Below are 18,756 nucleotides of genomic sequence, written 5' to 3'. Positions count from 1 at the left end.
TCTCACCATGAGTGCCGTTTTCCGCTAGTATCCAAACCCTGGCTGCATTAGAGTGGCCTTATCAAAGCAGAACGAGTCATCTTATAGTGAGTCAGCAAACACAAGAGTCTAGTGCAAAAGCGTGCAAAGCCATGTCTGATGAGACGCAGCATCCCAAGGCGGAGCAGTATCGCATCGCGCGCCTGTCCCGAGACGCCAGATTTGATGGCCTGTTCTTTGTCGGCGTCTTCTCCACCGGTATCTATTGTCGTCCTATCTGCCCTGCGGTGCCCGCCAAGGAGGCCAATGTCAGGTATTTCGACGATGCCCTGTCGGCGGCTCAGGCGGGGCTGAGACCTTGTCTGCGTTGTCGTCCCGACAGCGCGCCGGGTTCAAACCCTTGGTTAGGCAAGCAGACCAGCCTGAATCGTGCCATGAGCATGATCGACGCCGGGGTCTTGTGCGGCCCCCAGGCGATCCCCATGACAGGACTCGCCGAGCGACTCGGTATCAGTGAGCGCTATCTGCGGCAACTGTTTCACGACAGCCTAGGCACTTCGCCCAAGCAATATGCCCTGTATCAACAGCTGATGTTCGCCAAGCAGCTGCTGCATCAGACCAAGATGCCAATCACTCAGGTGGCCTTTGCCGCCGGGTTTAACAGCGTGAGACGCTTCAACGAGATTTTTCGTGAGCAGCTGCAGTTGACCCCGAGTGAGATCCGCAAGGCCACGGGCCAGCCTTCGCAGCCCCTTCAGGGGCTGACGCTCAAGCTTGCCTATCGCCCGCCCTATGATTGGCAACACCTGCGCAGCTTCTTTACCCAGCGCGCCGTACCCGAGATGGAGTGGCAGGAAGAACAGAGCTATGGCCGCAGCTTTGTGCTCGGCGCCGCCAAGGGCTATTTCTGCGCTGTCCACAGCGAGCAAGAGGCCTGCTTTCACGTCACCATTCATTTTGCCGAGGCGGACTCACTCAGTCAGCTCAAGGGGATCATCAGCCATATTCGTCGCATCCTGGATCTCGACGCCGACATGCTGACCATAGGCGATAAGCTGCAACAACTGGGGCAGGCCTTGCCTCGAGTCTCGCCAGGCATACGTCTGCCCGGCGTCTGGTCGCCATTCGAGGCCGCCTGTCGTGCCATCTTAGGCCAGCAGGTGAGCGTGACTCAGGCGATCAAGCTCTTGGGGCAACTGGTGGCCGATTATGGCGAGACGATTAGCTTGAACGATCGTCAGATGCGTCTGTTCCCGACTCCTGAGGCGCTCGTGGATGCCAGCCTGGAGGGGCTTAAGATGCCGGGGATCAGAAAAGAGGCGATTCGCGCCCTGGCAGCTTTTGTGATGACCAACCCCGAGGCTGAGATAGACGACTGGCTGCAAATCAAGGGGATAGGCCCATGGACCCTGGATTATGTGCGCCTGCGGGGGATGAGCCTGCCGGACGTGTTGCTCGTTGGCGACCTCGTGGTCAAACAGCAACTGCTGGCGAATCTATCGCCTGAGCCGTCCTGTCACAATGGTGAGCCTGCTGAAGACGAAGCTCCTAAGGCGGTGAAGAAGCGGGCGCAGGCACAATATCAGGCGCTCAGCCAAGCCGTGTTACAGCAGGTCGCCCCCTGGGGCAGTTATCTCACCCTACAGCTGTGGAATCAGCAGTGACCTAAGGCGTCAGCGATAAACCTCGACATTGAATTAAGGAAGCAAAAATGAGTCAGATGAGCTTAGTGGCTAAGTATATTCCCCTGAATCGAGACGTTGGGTTAAGCAGCTATCAGGCGCTTGCCGAGCGAGTCATAGATACGCCGCTGGGCAGGGTGAGCCTGGCGGCCAATCAATTTGGTCTGTCGCACCTGAGCTTTCTGCCCGGGCAAGATGATGACTTTGCCGCGCGTGAGGTGACCTTGGTCGCGCGCGAGCAGCAGGCGCTGGAGCAGGCCGAGGCCCACCTCGATCAGGCGGAGGATGAGTTATCCGCCTATTTCGCAGGTAGGCTGACTGCCTTTAGCCTGGCCTTGGCCCCGGTGGGCACAGCGTTTCAGCATCAGGTGTGGCAGGCGCTGCTCGCTCACCCCTTTGGCGATGCGGCGAGCTATTCGGATATCGCGTCAGCGATAGATAACCCCAAGGCGGTGCGGGCGGTGGGCAGCGCCAACGGCGCCAACCGAATCGCTATCATCATTCCCTGTCATCGCATCATAGGCAAGGGCGGGGCGCTGACGGGTTACGCCTATGGCCTGAAGATCAAGCAGCAACTACTGGCGCTGGAGGCCGAGGCCGTGGGCCGCAGCAGATAAGCAATCTGAGATAAGATTGGCGCCCAAATCGATTAGGCAGTAAAGACGAGATGCCGTAAAAATTAGGTGTTCGGCGGGAAACTTAGGTACAATGCGCGGCTCTATTTTGTACGGGTAGCTAAATTTAATGACACCATCTGATCAGGCTCCATCTGCTCCGAAATCGACTGCGCCATCGGACCTGCCTCTGTCGACCACAGATTTTAATCAGTTAAACCTGGTTAAGGCGCTGCAGGCCAGACTACATCATCTTGGTTATCAGCAGGCGACGCCGATTCAGGCCAAGGCTATCCCGGCGATATTGGCCGGTCGCGATCTGTTGGCTGGTGCCAAGACGGGCTCGGGTAAGACGGCCGCCTTCGCCTTGCCGCTGTTGCAGAAACTGGTGGGCCAGAGAGCTTCTGGCGGCAATCATATAGGCGGCTTAGTACTGGTGCCGACCCGTGAGCTTGCCCAGCAGGTGGCCGATAGCTTTACTAGTTACGGGGCCGAGCTGGCACCCAGAGCCAAGGTTGTTGCCGTGTTCGGTGGTGTCTCGGTCAATAGTCAGATGCTGGCCCTGCGCGGTGGCGCAGATATTCTAGTGGCGACCCCTGGCCGTCTGCTGGACTTGCTTGGCAGCAATGCCGTTAAGCTCTCTCAGCTCAAGGCCTTAGTGCTCGATGAAGCCGATCGCATGTTGAATCTGGGCTTCACCGAGGAGCTTGGCGAGATCCTCAAACTATTACCAGCTCAGAAGCAGACCCTGCTGTTCTCCGCGACCTTTCCCGAAGAGGTGCTGAGCCTCACGGCCAAGCTGCTGAACGATCCTGTGGAGATCCAACTGCAGGAGTCCCAGAGCGCCGACATCGAGCAGCGCGTTTATACAGTAAACCGTAGCAATAAGACGGCACTGCTTGCCGAGCTTATCAAGGCGCGTCAGTGGCGTCAGGTACTGGTGTTTGCCAGCGCCAAGCGCAGCTGCGATCACCTGGCGCAGAAGCTTGAGAAGCGCGGCATCACTGCCCAAGTGTTCCATGGGGATAAGGCTCAGGGCGCTCGAAGCCGTGTGCTCGACGGTTTCAAGAACGGCGATATTACCGTGCTGATCGCTACCGACATCGCCGCCCGGGGCATAGATATCGACAAGCTTCCCGTGGTGATCAATTTCGAATTGCCAAGAAGCCCGGCCGATTATCTGCATCGTATCGGTCGCAGTGGCCGTGCAGGCGAGAGTGGTGAGGCGATCTCTCTTATCAGCCACGACGAGTACCATCATTTCAAGGTGATCGAGAAGAAGAACAAGTTGCGTCTGCCAAGGGAGCAGTATCCAGGCTTCGAGGCCGACGCCGAGGCGCCGCTCGATTGTCCGTCACGTCAGGCCAAGCCTATGGCTAAACCCGAGGGCACGGGCAAGAAAAAGCGTAAAAAGTTACCCAAGATCAATGACGCGATCTGGAAGCGTCCCTCATAGTAGGGCGCGTTTATCTAATAGAGTGAAAGAGAGATGCAGCAGCTTTTTTGGTTAGTCGAAGACCAACTTGCCGGTCGTTGTGGACCCAATCTGGTGCCATGGGATCTGAGTGAACTCAAGGGCCTGGGGGTCGGCGCCATACTGTCGGTCAATGGCGGCGATCTCTGTGAGCCTGAAGAGATGGCCAGACTCGATTTACGTTACGCCTGTATTCCGCTGTCGGGTAATATTCCCCCCATGGAGGGTGACGAGGCGCACTGCGTGGCCCAGCTACCCAAGGCTCTGGCCTTTATTCGTCAGTGTGAGGCCGATGGACTGCCTGTGATGATCCATTGCCGCTCCGGCAAAGACAGGACCGGGCTGCTAATGGCCTACTACCTAATGGACAATGGTGCGGCGCCGCTACATGCGGTGAGCCAGGTGAGGGCGGTACGGGATATCGCCTTTAGCGCCGAGGGCTGGGATCAATTCGTCTACGACGTCTTATACGCTTTACAGGAGTAAGCCCAGCGCCTATGTTAGTGACTAGGCGTATAAATTCATGGTGTTAGGGCAAGTGATGAACCTCTCTGTGATAAGCAAAAGCATGATGCGATTGACTTCGACGTTGATGACTCTGGCTTCGAAGTTGATGACTTTGTCCTCGAAGTTGATGACTCAAGCTTCGAAGTTGATGACTCTGCCCTCGAAGTTGATGACTCTGCCCTCGAAGTTGATGACGCTAGCCTTGACTCTGAGCCTAGTGTCGGCCTGTAGCAGTTTACCACCGCCTCAGCAACTAACCCCCAGCCATAAGCTGGCAGCGCCGACCGATTCCGGCCTGTATCGTTACCTCGAAGGCGATCTTAAGGCGCACCCTAACAAGACAGGCATCCTGCCGCTTTCCTCTGGTATCGATGCCTTCGTGGCCCGCCTGGCGATAGTGGATGCGGCCAGCCAGAGCATAGATCTGCAATACTACATCTATCATGACGATGAAACCGGCCGGCTGCTGATCTGGCACCTGATCGACGCCGCCGATCGCGGGGTACGGGTGAGGGTGTTATTGGATGACCTCACCACTAAGACCCTGGACAATGGCCTGGTGCTGCTGGCCAGTCATCCCAATATCGAGATACGCCTCTTCAATCCCTCCTATGAGCGCACCTTTCGCAGTTTCGCCATGTTGACCGGCTTCTCCCGCCTTAACCATAGGATGCACAACAAATCCCTTACCGTGGACAACCAGATAACCGTTGTCGGTGGGCGTAACATAGGCAATGAGTATTTCTCCAAGAATGACGATGTGGATTTTGGCGACTTCGATCTCCTGACCATAGGCGATGTGGTGGATGAGGTATCGAACCAATTCGACCGCTACTGGAACAGCGAGCAGGTCGAGAGTGTGGTCAACCTGGTGCCGCCACCGACCAGTGAGATGTATAAAGAGGCGGCCAAGATCATGGCCAGAAACAAGCAGAACTTCCTCCACGATGAGTACCTTAATCGTCTCGAACTGAGCGATCTACTCACACAGATCACCTCCAAGGGCCTCGCCTGGTATTGGGGGGATGCGCAGCTGCTGTACGATCCGCCCCAGAAGGCCAGCAGGCAGGGCCATCAGGAATGGTTGCTAACAGATCTTAGCCACTTCCTTGCGAAGGCGCGCCACGAGGTGTTGATCGTCTCGCCTTACTTTGTGCCCACCGACGGCGGCTGTCAGGCCCTGATAGAGGCGGCCAAGCAGGGGATAAAGATCACCGTTATTACCAATAGCCTCGCGGCAACCGATGTATTGGCTGTGCATGCGGGCTACAAGGCTTACCGCGAGCGTCTGCTGGAGAATGGCATCGCCCTGTATGAGGTGAAGGTGGATATCAACAACCGCCCCAGTGCCTGGAAGGGCAGCTCGCGCACCAGCTTGCATGCCAAGACCTTTGTGCTGGACAGGGCCTCTGTGTTTGTCGGCTCCTTCAATTTTGACCCCAGATCGGCCTGGATCAACACAGAGATGGGGCTGATTGTCGAGCAGCGCGAGTTTGCCGGCGAGATGATGGATGAGGTTCAAAAGTCCCTGCAGCGTAGCAGCTACCGCTTGGGACTCGAAGATGGCGAGTTAGTCTGGCATGACGATCTTAGCGGCAAAGTCTTCTATGCCGATCCTGACGCCAGCTTCTGGCGTCGCTTCATGGCCGATTTTATTGGTCTGTTACCCATAGAATCACAGTTGTAAGGCCAATTTATCAAGCCTTGAGCATCGTCAATTTAATCTGGCTATGCTAGGGTTAAACTTATCGCTAATTAAGCATTTACGTGTCGGTAAGAATATGAAAAGCAAGGCGAGCCAATCTCAAGGCCTATTATTGTTCCGCTTATCCCATACTCAGTTGTTTGCCCTCGGCACGCTCAAGATCCGCGAACTGGTTCCCTTTACCAAACTTAGCGCCATCCCTCAGTCTCATCCATCTATTCTGGGCGCCGCGACCGTGAGGGGTCACACCATTCCCATTGTCGATATGGCGGCTGCGGTAGGCTATGCGCCCATCACCACCGAAGAGTGTGATAACGCCTATATCATCATCACAGATTGTCAGCGCATGGTGATGGGCTTTCTGGTGCGTAGCATTGACAAGATCATCGAGTGTAACTGGCGGGATATCGAGTCGCCGCCGGATAACCTGGGCAAGAGCGCCTTTCTCACCGGGGTGACCCGGGTCGACGATAAGCTGGTGCAGCTGTTGGACGTGGAGCTCTTGCTGTCGAAGATCTTTCCCCCCAGTCCGGAAACCACCCGGGCGATATTGACCGATGTGCAGCGGGAGATTTTAAAGCCGCTCAATATTCTGCTGGTGGATGATTCCAAGGTGGCGCGCAAGCAGCTTAGCGATGCCCTGGACAGCATAAACATTCCCTATCTGGTTACCTCAGATGGCAAGGAGGCACTCACTATCATGGAAGAGGCTGCCAAGGAGGGACGCCCGGTGGATCTCCTGGTGAGTGACATCGAGATGCCTGGGCTCGATGGCTATGAGTTGGCGTTCGAGGTGAAGAACACCCCCGAGCTGGCCGATGCCTATATCATCTTACACACCTCGCTCTCTAGCGAGATCAGCGTGAGTCAGGCACATCAGGTGGGCGCCAACGAGGCGCTGACTAAGTTCGACGCCCACGAGTTGATCGAGGCCATGCTCAGGGGGGCTAAGCGGCATCAGTCCAGTTAAAGATTAGATTTTTGTTATCTTTATGATGCTAGCGGGTAATATCTAAAGCGAAATCGAGTGGTTTGCTAGACAAGGCGGGGGAGTTTCTATAAAACACAGGATGAAGGAAGTTTAACCTTGGGCCGGATCCTGTGTTTGACACCAGCTTTTACTCTCATCCTAAGTACTTCTTGGCCATCGCGACCGAGGGTTACCAAGGTGAGAGACGATAAATACCATAAAGAAAGCTGTTCTGCTCAGCGAACGTTGATGGCGATGAGCGAAGGTTAAATTCAATTAATTATAATGATAGGTCAATCAATGAATCAAAATCGTTCCTTATTTGCCAAGTTGGCAGATGGCAGCCTGGTGCTGCAAATTATCTTGGGGATCATAGCTGGGGTGGTGCTGGCGAGCTTTTCACCCTCATCGGCCGAGAGTGTCGCCTTCTTAGGAAATCTGTTTGTCGGCGCCTTAAAGGCAATTGCGCCGATTCTGGTGTTTATTCTGGTGGCGGCCTCGATTGCCAATCAGAAGAAGAATACCAAGACCAACATGCGACCTATCGTCGTGCTCTATCTATTCGGTACCTTTGCCGCGGCCATCACGGCGGTATCCATGAGCTTCCTGTTTCCAACTACTCTGGTGCTAGTGAGCGGCGCCCAAGGCGCGACGCCGCCAGAAGGGATAGGCGAAGTACTCAATACCTTGCTCTTTAAGGTGGTGGATAATCCGGTTAATGCGCTGATGACCGGTAACTACATCGGTATCCTCGCCTGGGGCATAGGCCTGGGTATCGCCCTGCATCATGCCTCTGAGAACACCAAGACGGTATTTGCCGACGTCAGCCATGGGGTGTCGCAGATGGTGCGCTTCGTGATCCGTCTGGCACCTATTGGTATCTTCGGCCTGGTGGCTAACACCTTCGCGGCAACCGGCTTCGAAGCGATTGCCGGCTACGCCCAGTTACTGGCGGTACTCCTGGGCTCTATGTTGATCATTGCGCTGATCGTCAACCCACTTATCGTCTGGTTTAAGATACGCCGCAACCCGTATCCCCTGGTGCTAACCTGTCTGAGAGAGAGCGGCGTGACCGCCTTCTTTACTCGTTCGAGTGCGGCCAATATTCCGGTAAACATGGCCTTGTGCGAGAAGCTCGACCTGCATGAAGATACCTATTCGGTGTCGATTCCGCTGGGTGCGACCATCAACATGGCGGGTGCGGCGATCACTATCACAGTGCTGACTCTGGCGGCGGTGCACACAGAAGGGGTTCAGGTGGATATTCTCACCGCTATCCTATTAAGCGTCGTGGCGGCGGTATCGGCCTGTGGCGCCTCAGGGGTGGCCGGAGGCTCGCTGCTGCTTATCCCGCTGGCATGTAGCCTGTTTGGCATCTCTAACGATGTCGCCATGCAGGTGGTGGCCGTTGGCTTCATCATTGGCGTGATTCAAGACTCGGCAGAGACGGCACTAAACAGCTCGACCGACGTGCTCTTTACGGCCGCAGCTTGTGAGTCGGCCGAGCGCCAGGCGGAGATCTAAGTCCGCCTAGTATTAATGTCCTATGTGATGAAAGGAGCCTTCAGGCTCCTTTTTTGTGTCTAGAAAGGCGAGTTGCGGCCGATAAGGTTTAGAGAGTGCTGAATTGACCTGTTGCAAAATTTTTGTATTACACTTTACTGAAATAATGCATTAAAAGTGATTTAGATCGCGTTTTTATTTCGACTCTAGGTTACAATTTCACATAAAGGGGAAAGCAAGTCGGTTTAACTTGTTGGTTTATAGTTGCTTTTTTACAATGCTGTAACATTTGCGATAATTTAGAGGTTAAATAAATATGAGTTCTGAGCTTAGGGTGATGTTAGACAAAGCCAGTGGAAACGGTTCACAGTCATTACTTCAAGTTATCGAAATGTCGGTTGTTGAGAAGCGCAAACGCCTAGGTTGGCAGGAGCAAGATATGGAAACACGCGAAATTATTGGTCAGTGGATAGATGAACGTCCCTCTCTGGGCGACAAGATCACCCTTTATCGTCAAGGCGATAAGCTGTTTCTAGAGACCTGGTATAACGATGGTTGTCATAGCTTGGATGAGATGCAGGCCACCCGGCTCGACAACGGCCTTAAGCTGGAAGATCTCGGTGGTAACCTATTTGGCGAATATTTCCTCCTGTCTGACGACAATAACCTGCAATTTTGCAACAGCAGCGAATGTTTCTATACCGCTAAGCGAGCGGCATAAAATAGAGAGGCGCCCAATGGGCGCCTTTTTTGTGTCTCTCAAGGGGGAAGCCCTAGAAGGGATGCAGACTCGAGAAGCTCAGCCTTGTCTGCTTGTAGGGGTGGGTGATGCTCAGATGCTCGGCATGCAGGTGCAGACGTGGTGCGGCGGCGATTATGCTTTCGTCGCCATAGAAGTCATCACCCAGTATGGTATGGCCAAGCGCCTTCATGTGTAGCCTGAGCTGGTGGGTTCGGCCCGTGATCGGTTTGAGCTTCACCAGGGTGCTGTTGCTGCGACGCTCTAGCACCTCAAAATAGGTGGTTGCCGGTTTACCATCCTCGGCGATCTTCTGTAGCGGCGGTTGCTCGCTATCAGGCTTCATCGCCAACTCTATCTTGCCACTGTCCTGACTCATCAGGCCCTGTACCTCGGCCACATAATACTTCTCTGTGGTGCGATTTTGAAACTGGGTCTTAAGGTGAGATTCGGCCTTCTTGTTGAGGGCAAACACCATGATGCCGGAGGTAGCGCAGTCGAGTCTGTGCACCAGGATGGCCTCGGGAAAACGTTGTAGCAGGCGGTTGATGGCGCAATCATGGGTCTCTGCTGCGCGGCCGGGATTAGACAACAGGCCAGATGGCTTGTTGAGTATGATGATATCGCGATCTTGATAACGTATGTCGAGCCAGGGAATTGCCGGGGGCTGGTAACTAAATATTTTCATCGTCTCTCCTCGGCGGCGATCCTAACAAAGATTGCCGGTTCTGCCTATCCTGTCGCGCTTTCGTTTGACCGGCCGCCGTTTACTTTACAGGGCCTTTCGCCAGTTTTTTCTCGACTCTGCTCACAGTTGCCCCGAGTTTGGGTATCATGGGGGCATGGGGCCCCGCCGACAGTGGGCGGCTTGGCCGAGGCAGATAATAAGATGGAAAATAGCATGACAGAGCAGCAGGGTTATTGGATTGGCGAGGCGGGTATACCGTGGGGCGAGGCGGAAAAGCTTAAGTGGCGTGGTGCGCAGCAGAAGAAGCGCTCCTATGAGCAGGAGGTACTGAGCAAGTTTAGTCAGGTGAGCGAGAGCTTTGAGGCGCAGCAGTATGGCGAGCTGAACTATGCCGAGGGCCAGTATCCGCTCTATGGTTTCAAGTCCCGCGACTGGGATCAGGCTAAGCCAACGATTTTGGTTACCGGCGGGGTTCATGGCTATGAGACCAGTGGGGTACAGGGGGCGCTGCGTTTCTTAATCGCCAAGGCAGCCGAGTATAGTCAAGACTTCAATATCCTGGTGGCGCCCTGTGTCAGCCCCTGGGGCTATGAGACCATCAACCGCTGGAACCCCGAGGCGATCGATCCTAACCGTTCCTTCTATGGCGACAGCCCGGCCCAGGAGTCACGCGCCCTGATGCAGTGGGTGGCGAGCTGTAACCTGCCCTTGATGGCTCACATAGATCTGCATGAGACCACAGACACAGACAACAGCGAGTTTCGTCCTGCCTTAGCGGCCAGAGACGCTAAGGTGCAGACTAACTGGAATATCCCCGACGGTTTCTATCTGGTGGGGGACAGTGAAAACCCGAGCGATGAGATGCAGGCGGCCATCATTAAGTCCGTAGGTGAGGTGACCCATATCGCCCCGGCCGACGAGCAAGGCCGGCTGATAGGCGAGCCCATCACTCAGTTTGGGGTGATCAACTATGCAACCAAGGCCTTAGGCCTGTGTTGTGGCTTTAGCGATGCCAGATACAACACCACTACCGAGGTCTATCCAGACAGCCCCCTGGTGGACGATGAAAACTGTATTCAGGCACAGGTGATGGCGGTGACCTCGGCGCTGGATTATATCCGTAGCAAGGAACTGAGTTAAGCAAGCAGCTGAGTTAGTCGCTCGTCATACTCTTATTGGTGATGGTTCGCTGACGGCCCAGGCTTAACGGCCGAGGGCGCCGGTGAGGATCACCCCGGCGACGAAGATAAAGAGCAATCCGGTCAGCAGGTTGATGCTTGGGGTTGCTCTTTTCATCTTGAGCTGCATCCTGGGGTGTGACAGCACCAGGGCGATCAGGCTAAACCACCCCAGAGAGAGGGCGAACATCATGGCGGTGGCGGCCACCTTAGTACTCTGGGTCACGTCTGGGGTGATCAGAGTCGAGAACAGCGTGATAAAAAACACCAAGGCCTTGGGGTTGAGCAGGTTGGTGGAGATCCCCTGCATAAAGCCCTGAGCCGCGCCTATCCCTCGCTCAGCCACCTTCTCTGTACTTAGATGCTGCACGTCTCGCCAGTGGGCGATGGCCGCGCGTATCGCGCCTATGCCCATCCAGCCCAGGTAGCTGGCGCCAATTAGCTGTACCGCCATGAAGAGGCCGGGTGATCCCTTGATGATCAGGCTAACTCCGGTGAGACTCAACAGTGTATGTAGCGTGATGGCTACCGCCAGCCCCAGCGCCGCGGCGACGGCCGTATTTCTTTCCTCCTGGGCAGCCAGTCTCACCACTAGGGCAAAATCTGGCCCCGGACTCGCCAGGGCGACCGTGTGTATGATGGCCAGTGATAGCAGTAGGTGCAGTTGTAATTCCATCTGTGTTGAACTCTCGCACGTTAAATTAAGTCGATGTCGCCATAGTAAGCTTATCCGGGGCGCCGGGATTGTAAAATATTGCACTCAGGCCTTTAAAGCTTGAGGCCTTTAAAGCTTGAGGCTTTAGGGGATTCGATCCTCGGCACTTGACCCGCGGCGGCTAGGGGGTGACCCGCTTTTGAAAATGGGCCGGGGTGATCAAAAAGGCCTGCTTGAACGCCTTGTTGAAATGACTTTGGTCGAAGAAACCCAGCCCATGGGCCGTGTTGATGGCACTGTCGCCGCGCATTAGCGCCTTCTTGGCATACTCTAGCCTGAGCCGTTTCAGGTAGGCGTGGGGCGTCATGCCGGTGGCTGCCTTAAATTGGCGCAGAAATTGAAATTTGCTGAGACCTACGGTTAGGGCAAGTTGCTCAAGCTCGAACTCCTGATCCAGCCCCGAATGGAACTGTTGCTTGATGCTCTCTAGCTGGGCACCGCTCAATTTGGCGCTGTTACTCGGCAGATTTCGCAGCTTACCGTGGCGGTAAAACAGCTCGCTAATGAAACCAAGCAGCAGCGTCTCCGCCTCCATTGGCGAGATGTTGGCCTGGTACAGGGTGAGCTGCTGGTGCAGGCGGATAAAGTAATTCCTCAACCAGGGATCGTCTTGGATGGGGGCGTTAAAGAAGAGCTCGCCTTGATTGAGCGCCTGACCCACCTGTTGCACATAACTGGTGGGTAGGGACATCACCAAGGCCTCGTAGCCTCCGTCGGCGATACTCTGGCCGTTGTGGCTCTCGTCGGGGTTAAGAGTGGATAGATTGCCGGGCGTGAGCCGATACTCGCAACCTCTGTGATGGTAGCGCTGTCCGCCGTGGCTGACGACGCCTATGTGATAGTCCAGGTGCACGTGTTTCTCGAAGGCGAAATGGGTAAAGCGCGCGCGGCTCAGCTCCATCTCTTTCAAGATGCTCGCCTGCCAATAATCTATCTTCTCTACTGCGCTTGTTGCCATCATCCTGCTTCGCCAGTCACCTGTGACTAGAGACCGGATCGTCCGTTCTCTGATTGACCAGTGTAGATCAGCCACTTTTGCGCTGACTAGTAAATAATTGCAGCGCAGAGGCGGTTTTCTCGATTTGGGGCAAGCTTAGGTCGTGAATTTCCCGATAAATTGGCTCATAATGGTCAGCTTAGAATCATGCTGACAGTTAACCTAAGTGGAGTCGACCAGTGAAAGGACAGATCATACGTGAAATGAAGGTGCAGCCGCATATTGAGGTGGAATATGAGGTGCAAAGACGTATCGCCTTTATCAAAGCGAAACTCAAAGAGGCGCGGGCCACCAGTCTGGTGCTGGGGATCAGCGGTGGGGTAGACTCCTCCTTGGCGGGCCGTCTGTGCCAGCTGGCGGTGGATGAGCTGAACAACGAAGGTGAGTATGAAGGCAGCTATCAGTTTATTGCGGTGCGTCTGCCCTTCAAGGTGCAGCGGGATGAAGATGAGGCGCAGATGGCCTGTCAGTTCATCAAGCCCAGCAAGCTGGTGACGGTCAATATTGGCGAAGGGGTCGAAGGGATCCATCATCAAACCCTGGCGGGCCTCGAAGTAGCCGGCGTGATCTCTCACCCCCACAGCAATGTGGATTTTGTGAAGGGGAACGTGAAGGCTAGGATGCGTATGATCGCCCAGTATGAGATAGCAGGCCTTACCGGTGGCCTGGTAGTGGGCACCGACCACAGCGCCGAGAATATCACAGGCTTCTATACCAAGTGGGGCGACGGCGCCTGCGATCTGGCGCCGCTGTTTGGTCTGAGCAAGCGTCAGGTGCGTCAGTTGGCGGCAGCCCTGGGCGCGCCGAGCGTGCTGGTCGATAAGGCGCCGACGGCGGATCTCGAGTGCGACAAGCCGCAGCTCGAAGATGAGGTCGCCCTGGGCCTGAGCTATGATCAGATAGACGACTTCCTCGAAGGCAAGCCGGTGGACGCGGCGGTCGAGGCGCGCCTGATCGCCATCTACAACGCGACCCAGCATAAGCGTAAGCCTATCCCGACGCTATACGACTGACACTAAATGATTGCCGCAAATCGATAAAGGCGCCTCGGGCGCCTTTTTCTTTGGGGAGACCCGCTGCTCTGTCTAATGCAAACCCTTTCTTAATCTCCTTGAGCATTGGAGGTTGTTGGGCTTAAGGGCTAATCGACTAGCGAGGCACGCAGCTGGCGCAAATCCGCTATCAGGGCGTTGGGGCACTGGCGATAATCCAGATAGGGGAGCAGGTAGATTTGACACTCGTTTTCTTTCTGGTGTCTAAAGGTTTTGGCCTCACTCAAGGGCGTCAAGCCCAAGGCGATGGCACTCTGCTGGCCGCACACATAGTGCTCACGGGCCAAGGGTGATAGGGCATCGGCGCCGAAACGTATCTGCTCATCGTGCTTTAAAAGCTTGCTCATGTAGCCTCGCCAATCGTCGTCCGGTGCGCTCAGCTTTGCCATAATCACTAAGATCTTGCGCCAATGATTGCCATTAAGGGCGATCAGGCTATCTAGGCTGTCTGGTTGGCTAAGCTGCCAGTCGGCGGCCAGTTTGGGCGGCGTTGGCAGATAAAAGCATCGCATGGCGCCATCTGGCCCTAAGGGCTTCACATTCTCAGACATATTCACGATTCCTTGGGCGTTTGGGCTGGAGTTTACGCAATAAAGCCGTGTATGTTAATGGTTAACGGACTTGCAGCGCGTAAGCGCGCACATGGAGCCTAGCGGTCATTTCTCATGAAAACATTACTCATCCACTCGACAAAACACCTCACCATAGCCATTACCTATGCCTGTCTTGGCATCGTCGCGGCCGCGCTCGCCTTCGGCGTCTGGTTTTTAAATGCCCGCCCCGACCTGTCCATCTGGCATACGACCCGGCTCGAGCATCAGTTTCGCCTCAACAGCGAGGTGACGGATTTCTCGGGTTATCAGGCGCTGGAGGCCAAGTTGTTTGAGGAGGTGGAGAGTAAGATCTATCGCCATACCCAGGGAATGGCGCAGCCCCTCAATCGTTATCTGCGTGGCAGCTTTGCCGCCCCAGATAACTGGCCGATGGACTGGAATCGCAGCTATGAGTGGGCCAATCCTGATGCCGAGTTTGGCGTACTGTTGTTGCACGGCATGTCGGACTCCCCCTATGCCCTGTCTCACTTTGCCGAGCATTTTAAGGGGCGCGCCCACCTGCTGGGGCTGCGTCTGCCGGGCCACGGCACCATACCCTCTGCCTTGGTGGAGCTTAAATGGCAGGAGATGGCCAGGGCGGTCGAGCTGGCAACCGAGCATCTTAAGCGGCAGTTAGGCGATAAGCCGCTTTATGTGGTGGGCTTCTCTACCGGCGCGGCGCTGGCGTTAAATCATGAGCTAGAGCGGCTCGCTCACAACTCCAAACTGAGTTACCGCGGCATGATCTTCGTCTCGCCAGCCATAGGTTTGTCGCCAGTGGCGGCCGGCGCCAAGTGGCAGGACAGGTTAGGGCGGCTGCTTGGGCTTGAGAAGCTGAGCTGGAACTCGATTCAGACCGAGTACGATCCCTTTAAATACAACTCTTTCGCGGTCAATGCCGGCGATGTGGTCTATCAGCTGGCAGAGCGCAATCAACAGCTGATGCAGACGCTTTCCCCGGAGCGATTAGCCGAGCTGGCCGATATCTTAACCTTTCAGTCGGTGGCCGACGCCACGGTATCGACCCAGGCTGTGGTGACAGATCTCTATGGGCGTCTGCCTTCGAAACAGCATCAGCTGGTGCTGTTCGATATCAACCGTCAACCCTTGAGTCTGGCCTTGGTGGTGAGCGATCCGCTGACCGCCTTGCTGCCTTCGCTCAGTCTCGAAAGGCCGAATGTCGACCTGACCCTAGTGCAGAATCGCCATGCGAGCCAAGGGGCGGCTCATCGCCTCGATGAGGTCGATGCTAAGCGTTATCGTCCCCAACAAGCGGTGACCGAGAAGGCCTTAGGGCTCACCTGGCCGGCGGGAGTCTATTCGCTCTCCCATGTGGCCATGCCCTATCCGGCGAGCGATAGCCTCTATGGCACGGCGTTTGTTAAGGGGAGTCACAGGGTACAGATAGGCGCGGCGGCCACCCGGGGAGAGCGCGGTGTGCTTGGCGTCTCGGCATCTGAGGTGCTCAGGCAGAAGTGGAATCCCTTCTTTCCTTACTTGCTCGATAGGCTGGAGCAGTTTATCGATGCGCGCCAGCAGACAGCTACGGCGCGCGAGGATTGAGGCGTTTAGGGCAAGCCCTGGGCTCAGGAGAGTTGATCCGCTTCCGATAACAGCGAGCAGACCACCCGGTTACGGCCATTCTCCTTGGCCTCGTAGAGGTTAAGGTCGGCCATCTTAAACCAGTGATCTATGTCGTTCATGTAACCGGCATTGCTGATCACCGCGCCGATGCTCACCTTGAGGCTGATTGGAGCCTTGCCGGGCACCTCTATCTGATGCTCGGCGACCAGCTCCTTAAACTGATTCAGATGCTGCTCCACCTGCAGGGCGTTGCACTGGGGCAGAACCACCAGAAACTCTTCACCGCCATAGCGAGAGATGATATCCGTGTCCCGTTTAAAGAACTGTTTCATCAGATCGGCCAGGGCGATCAGTGCGCTGTCGCCTATCTGATGGCCGTAAGTGTCGTTGATCTTCTTAAAGTGGTCGATATCTATGATGCAGAACGCCAGCGCGGAATAGCTGCGCTTGCACATGTCATGGATATTGCCGAAATGATTCTCTACATAGCGTCGGTTGTAGAGCTGAGTCAATTCATCGCGCTCTGCCAGCGCCTGCAGCTTGAGGTTGGCATCTTCCAGTTCAACCGTGCGCATTGCCACTTTTTCCTCCAGCTCCAGCTGGTAGCTGATCAGCTCCTGTTTACTCTTCTGAATGCTGCTGGAGAGGGCGTAGATCTCCTGTGGCATGGTGTCTAACATGGCCTCATCCTGGTGTTCGGTTATCCCCCACTGGCTAAATTTCTTGGCGATGGTCTCCAGCGGTTGGGTTAGGCGGTTACTGATCACCTTGATGAGCAAGACGGTGATGATAAAGGCGACAAACAGCAGGCTGAAGGTGGTCAGGTATTGCTGCTCCACCTGCTTCACCAAGGGTAAGAAAGGCACTACCACATGGAGCGACCAGCCGTTTTTCAGCACATATTTGGCGTAGGCAAACTCTGGGTTAAAGCTGTCGAGTTGGCGAAAGTTGATCATGTTCAGGCTGGTGCGGTAGCGCTGCCCCGAGGTCGATGCCTTCAAGGGGGTTAGGGGGGCAAGGTCCAGCATTTCTGATGCGTAGATCACCAGGCCATTCTCGTCGGTGAGTACCATGGCCTGCTCTTTATATTCACGGTTGCGCTCATCTATGCTGGCGAACTTGGTAAGGTTTAACGAGCCTTCGATGATCCCTATGGGGCTAACGGGATCCTCTTTGGAATAGAGGGGCGAACTGATGGCGACTATGGGATCTGAGCCGAATCCCCGACCGAGGAAGGCTGGGGAGATATAGGTTAGCTGATTGTAGAAGGCCTCCTGAAAGTAATGCCTGTCGCTGATGCTGAGGTTTTTGTTTTTAACGGCCTCCTTGTCCAGCCGAGAGATAGGGCTGGCCGCCGAGATCTGTCCCTTTTCGTCGGCAATTAGCATGGAGATAAAGAAGGGATAGCTCTGGTGCAGCTTAGACAGCAGGCTCTGCCACTGGTCCGCATCATAGTCAGATAGGCTTAGCCAACGTGCGGCGCTATCGATGGCGCTGATATGTCCTTCGATAAAGCTTTCTGTCGCCTTACCAAGATGTGTTGCCGAGTCTTCAAGGTTAAGTTTCACATCCTTCTGTTGCTGCTCAATGGAGTTGTTGTTGAAGATCAGCGCAGAGACCAGCAGTGCCAGGGTCAATACCTGGGTAAAGGTGTAGGTGAGCTGGGCGTTGAAGCTCTTACGTTTCTTGTTCACCAGCTTACCTTGGATATGCAGCTGGCTGGGCAGTAAGGTGACACAGATGACGGCGAGCGCCGTATAGAGTATGCCGTTGATCCCCTGCTTGAGGGTGATAAAGGTCATGTAGCTGTTGGGCATCTGAAACACCAGGTTGGCGTATAGGTAGAAAAGCGGCATGCCCAACAAGAGCCAGAAAGTGATATCCGCATACAGGGTGTAGAACTCTTTGCGCCGCGCATAACCCAGCCACAGCGCCTCTAACGGGAACAGCAGAAACATGTGCCAGCTATCCCAGGCGATATAGAGTCCGGTGGCACACAAAAGTGAGGTTAACAGGGCATACCAGGGGCCGAGGAAGATGGCCACGATCACGAAGAAGAGGTTACCAATGATCAGCTGTTGGTTTCCAAATAGGGGAATAGGTGCCAGGTTGACCAGCAAGCCGAGTAGTCCCAATAGTACGGCGAACCCAAGGTGATTCTTATTGATCAATTACATTCTTCCCTAATCTTTCATCGAAGGCGCTGATATTGCTGGCTATCTCATTATCGCCGGCACCCATTGACCACCCAGAAAAGCGGCCTTAACTGGCATTAATAGAAGTGTAAGTGAATCGCTAGTTAAATGCTAACCAAATGTTTATTATCACTCTTTTGTGGTTGCAGGCGTTGCTTGTTCGCGTTAGGGAACGCTTTGTACTACTTGGTGTTGGCGAGAAAATCTGAAAAATTATGGGATGGTTGGAGATTGGTCTTTAGGTTGCGAACCTGGGAGGCAATAATTGAAGCAGAAGTATTTTCGGTCAACAAATCCCAGACAGCAAAAAGCCAGCTTGTCAGCTGGCTTTTCTATAATTTGGTCGGTATGAGAGGATTCGAACCTCCGACCCCTGACACCCCATGACAGTGCGTGATTTAATTGTAAGGTATTGATTTTAAGGTGTTAATCGTGATTTTGATGTGTCTGTATACAGCGGTAATTTGTGTTCTTTTACCATAATTTGCGTTTTCTGCGTTCTTTGCAATCAATAACTTATACCTAGTTTGACCATGCTTATTGTGATGTTCTCCTCCTTTTGCAGCGACTATGATGAGATT

General features: G+C 54.7%; 16 protein-coding genes. 11 read left to right on the top strand and 5 right to left on the bottom strand.

The genetic code is table 11. From position 1 onward, the window contains the following. Positions 1-131 precede the first annotated feature (131 nt). The 8 genes from GNT65_RS11810 to GNT65_RS11775 all read left to right on the top strand — a co-directional run bounded on the left by GNT65_RS11810 (position 132) and on the right by GNT65_RS11775 (position 9,155). Positions 132-1,643, top strand: coding sequence for a DNA-3-methyladenine glycosylase 2 family protein (locus GNT65_RS11810; RefSeq protein WP_160796470.1), 1,512 nt, complete (start codon positions 132-134; stop codon positions 1,641-1,643). 56 nt (positions 1,644-1,699) lie between these two features. After that, on the top strand, positions 1,700-2,278 hold the full coding sequence (locus GNT65_RS11805) for a methylated-DNA--[protein]-cysteine S-methyltransferase (RefSeq protein ID WP_420853519.1): 579 nt from the start codon (positions 1,700-1,702) through the stop codon (positions 2,276-2,278). 127 nt (positions 2,279-2,405) lie between these two features. After that, on the top strand, positions 2,406-3,731 hold the full coding sequence (locus GNT65_RS11800; RefSeq protein ID WP_160796466.1) for a DEAD/DEAH box helicase: 1,326 nt from the start codon (positions 2,406-2,408) through the stop codon (positions 3,729-3,731). A gap of 33 nt (positions 3,732-3,764) precedes the next feature. Next, positions 3,765-4,235, top strand: coding sequence for a dual specificity protein phosphatase family protein (locus tag GNT65_RS11795; RefSeq protein ID WP_160796464.1), 471 nt, complete (start codon positions 3,765-3,767; stop codon positions 4,233-4,235). A gap of 148 nt (positions 4,236-4,383) precedes the next feature. Next, positions 4,384-5,943 (top strand): phospholipase D family protein, encoded by a 1,560-nt coding sequence (locus tag GNT65_RS11790; RefSeq protein WP_244952170.1) that lies wholly within the window; start codon positions 4,384-4,386, stop codon positions 5,941-5,943. A 94-nt stretch (positions 5,944-6,037) separates the two neighbouring features. After that, on the top strand, positions 6,038-6,931 hold the full coding sequence (locus tag GNT65_RS11785; protein ID WP_160796462.1) for a chemotaxis protein CheV: 894 nt from the start codon (positions 6,038-6,040) through the stop codon (positions 6,929-6,931). Between the two features lie 300 nt (positions 6,932-7,231). Beyond that, a complete protein-coding gene (gene sstT / locus GNT65_RS11780; RefSeq protein ID WP_160796460.1) occupies positions 7,232-8,455 on the top strand; it encodes a serine/threonine transporter SstT in 1,224 nt (407 codons plus the stop codon). A gap of 295 nt (positions 8,456-8,750) precedes the next feature. After that, positions 8,751-9,155 (top strand): hypothetical protein, encoded by a 405-nt coding sequence (locus GNT65_RS11775; protein WP_160796458.1) that lies wholly within the window; start codon positions 8,751-8,753, stop codon positions 9,153-9,155. 52 nt (positions 9,156-9,207) lie between these two features. Here the strand turns inward: GNT65_RS11775 and GNT65_RS11770 are convergent, their stop codons facing one another. Next, the gene (locus GNT65_RS11770) at positions 9,208-9,861 is read right to left on the bottom strand and encodes an RluA family pseudouridine synthase (RefSeq protein ID WP_160796456.1); all 654 of its coding nucleotides are present in this window, start codon (positions 9,859-9,861) and stop codon (positions 9,208-9,210) included. A 213-nt stretch (positions 9,862-10,074) separates the two neighbouring features. Here GNT65_RS11770 and GNT65_RS11765 point away from each other — a divergent pair, with 213 nt between their 5' ends. After that, entirely contained in the window at positions 10,075-11,001 is a 927-nt protein-coding gene (locus GNT65_RS11765) for a M14 family metallopeptidase (RefSeq protein ID WP_160796689.1), read from the top strand. A gap of 63 nt (positions 11,002-11,064) precedes the next feature. Here the strand turns inward: GNT65_RS11765 and GNT65_RS11760 are convergent, their stop codons facing one another. Both GNT65_RS11760 and GNT65_RS11755 read right to left on the bottom strand, forming a co-directional pair. Further along, positions 11,065-11,715, bottom strand: a complete 651-nt coding sequence (locus GNT65_RS11760; RefSeq protein WP_160796454.1) for a LysE family translocator — start codon at positions 11,713-11,715, stop codon at positions 11,065-11,067. A gap of 160 nt (positions 11,716-11,875) precedes the next feature. Next, on the bottom strand, positions 11,876-12,715 hold the full coding sequence (locus GNT65_RS11755; protein WP_160796452.1) for a helix-turn-helix transcriptional regulator: 840 nt from the start codon (positions 12,713-12,715) through the stop codon (positions 11,876-11,878). Between the two features lie 215 nt (positions 12,716-12,930). Here GNT65_RS11755 and nadE point away from each other — a divergent pair, with 215 nt between their 5' ends. Next, positions 12,931-13,764, top strand: coding sequence for an ammonia-dependent NAD(+) synthetase (nadE, locus tag GNT65_RS11750; protein WP_160796450.1), 834 nt, complete (start codon positions 12,931-12,933; stop codon positions 13,762-13,764). A gap of 128 nt (positions 13,765-13,892) precedes the next feature. On the opposite strand, the gene GNT65_RS11745 is transcribed toward nadE, so the two are convergent. After that, positions 13,893-14,354 (bottom strand): DUF6942 family protein, encoded by a 462-nt coding sequence (locus GNT65_RS11745; protein ID WP_244952169.1) that lies wholly within the window; start codon positions 14,352-14,354, stop codon positions 13,893-13,895. A 114-nt stretch (positions 14,355-14,468) separates the two neighbouring features. Between GNT65_RS11745 and GNT65_RS11740 the strand changes: the two genes are divergently transcribed. Further along, a complete protein-coding gene (locus GNT65_RS11740; protein ID WP_160796448.1) occupies positions 14,469-15,959 on the top strand; it encodes an alpha/beta hydrolase in 1,491 nt (496 codons plus the stop codon). A gap of 23 nt (positions 15,960-15,982) precedes the next feature. Here the strand turns inward: GNT65_RS11740 and GNT65_RS11735 are convergent, their stop codons facing one another. Further along, positions 15,983-18,151: a sensor domain-containing diguanylate cyclase gene (locus tag GNT65_RS11735; protein ID WP_160796446.1), complete on the bottom strand. Its 2,169-nt coding sequence runs from the start codon at positions 18,149-18,151 to the stop codon at positions 15,983-15,985. Positions 18,152-18,756 lie beyond the last annotated feature (605 nt).

This window comes from Shewanella insulae (assembly GCF_009831655.1).
In the GTDB taxonomy this organism is placed as follows: domain Bacteria; phylum Pseudomonadota; class Gammaproteobacteria; order Enterobacterales; family Shewanellaceae; genus Shewanella; species Shewanella insulae.
This window is presented reverse-complemented; position numbering and strand designations above follow the sequence as displayed.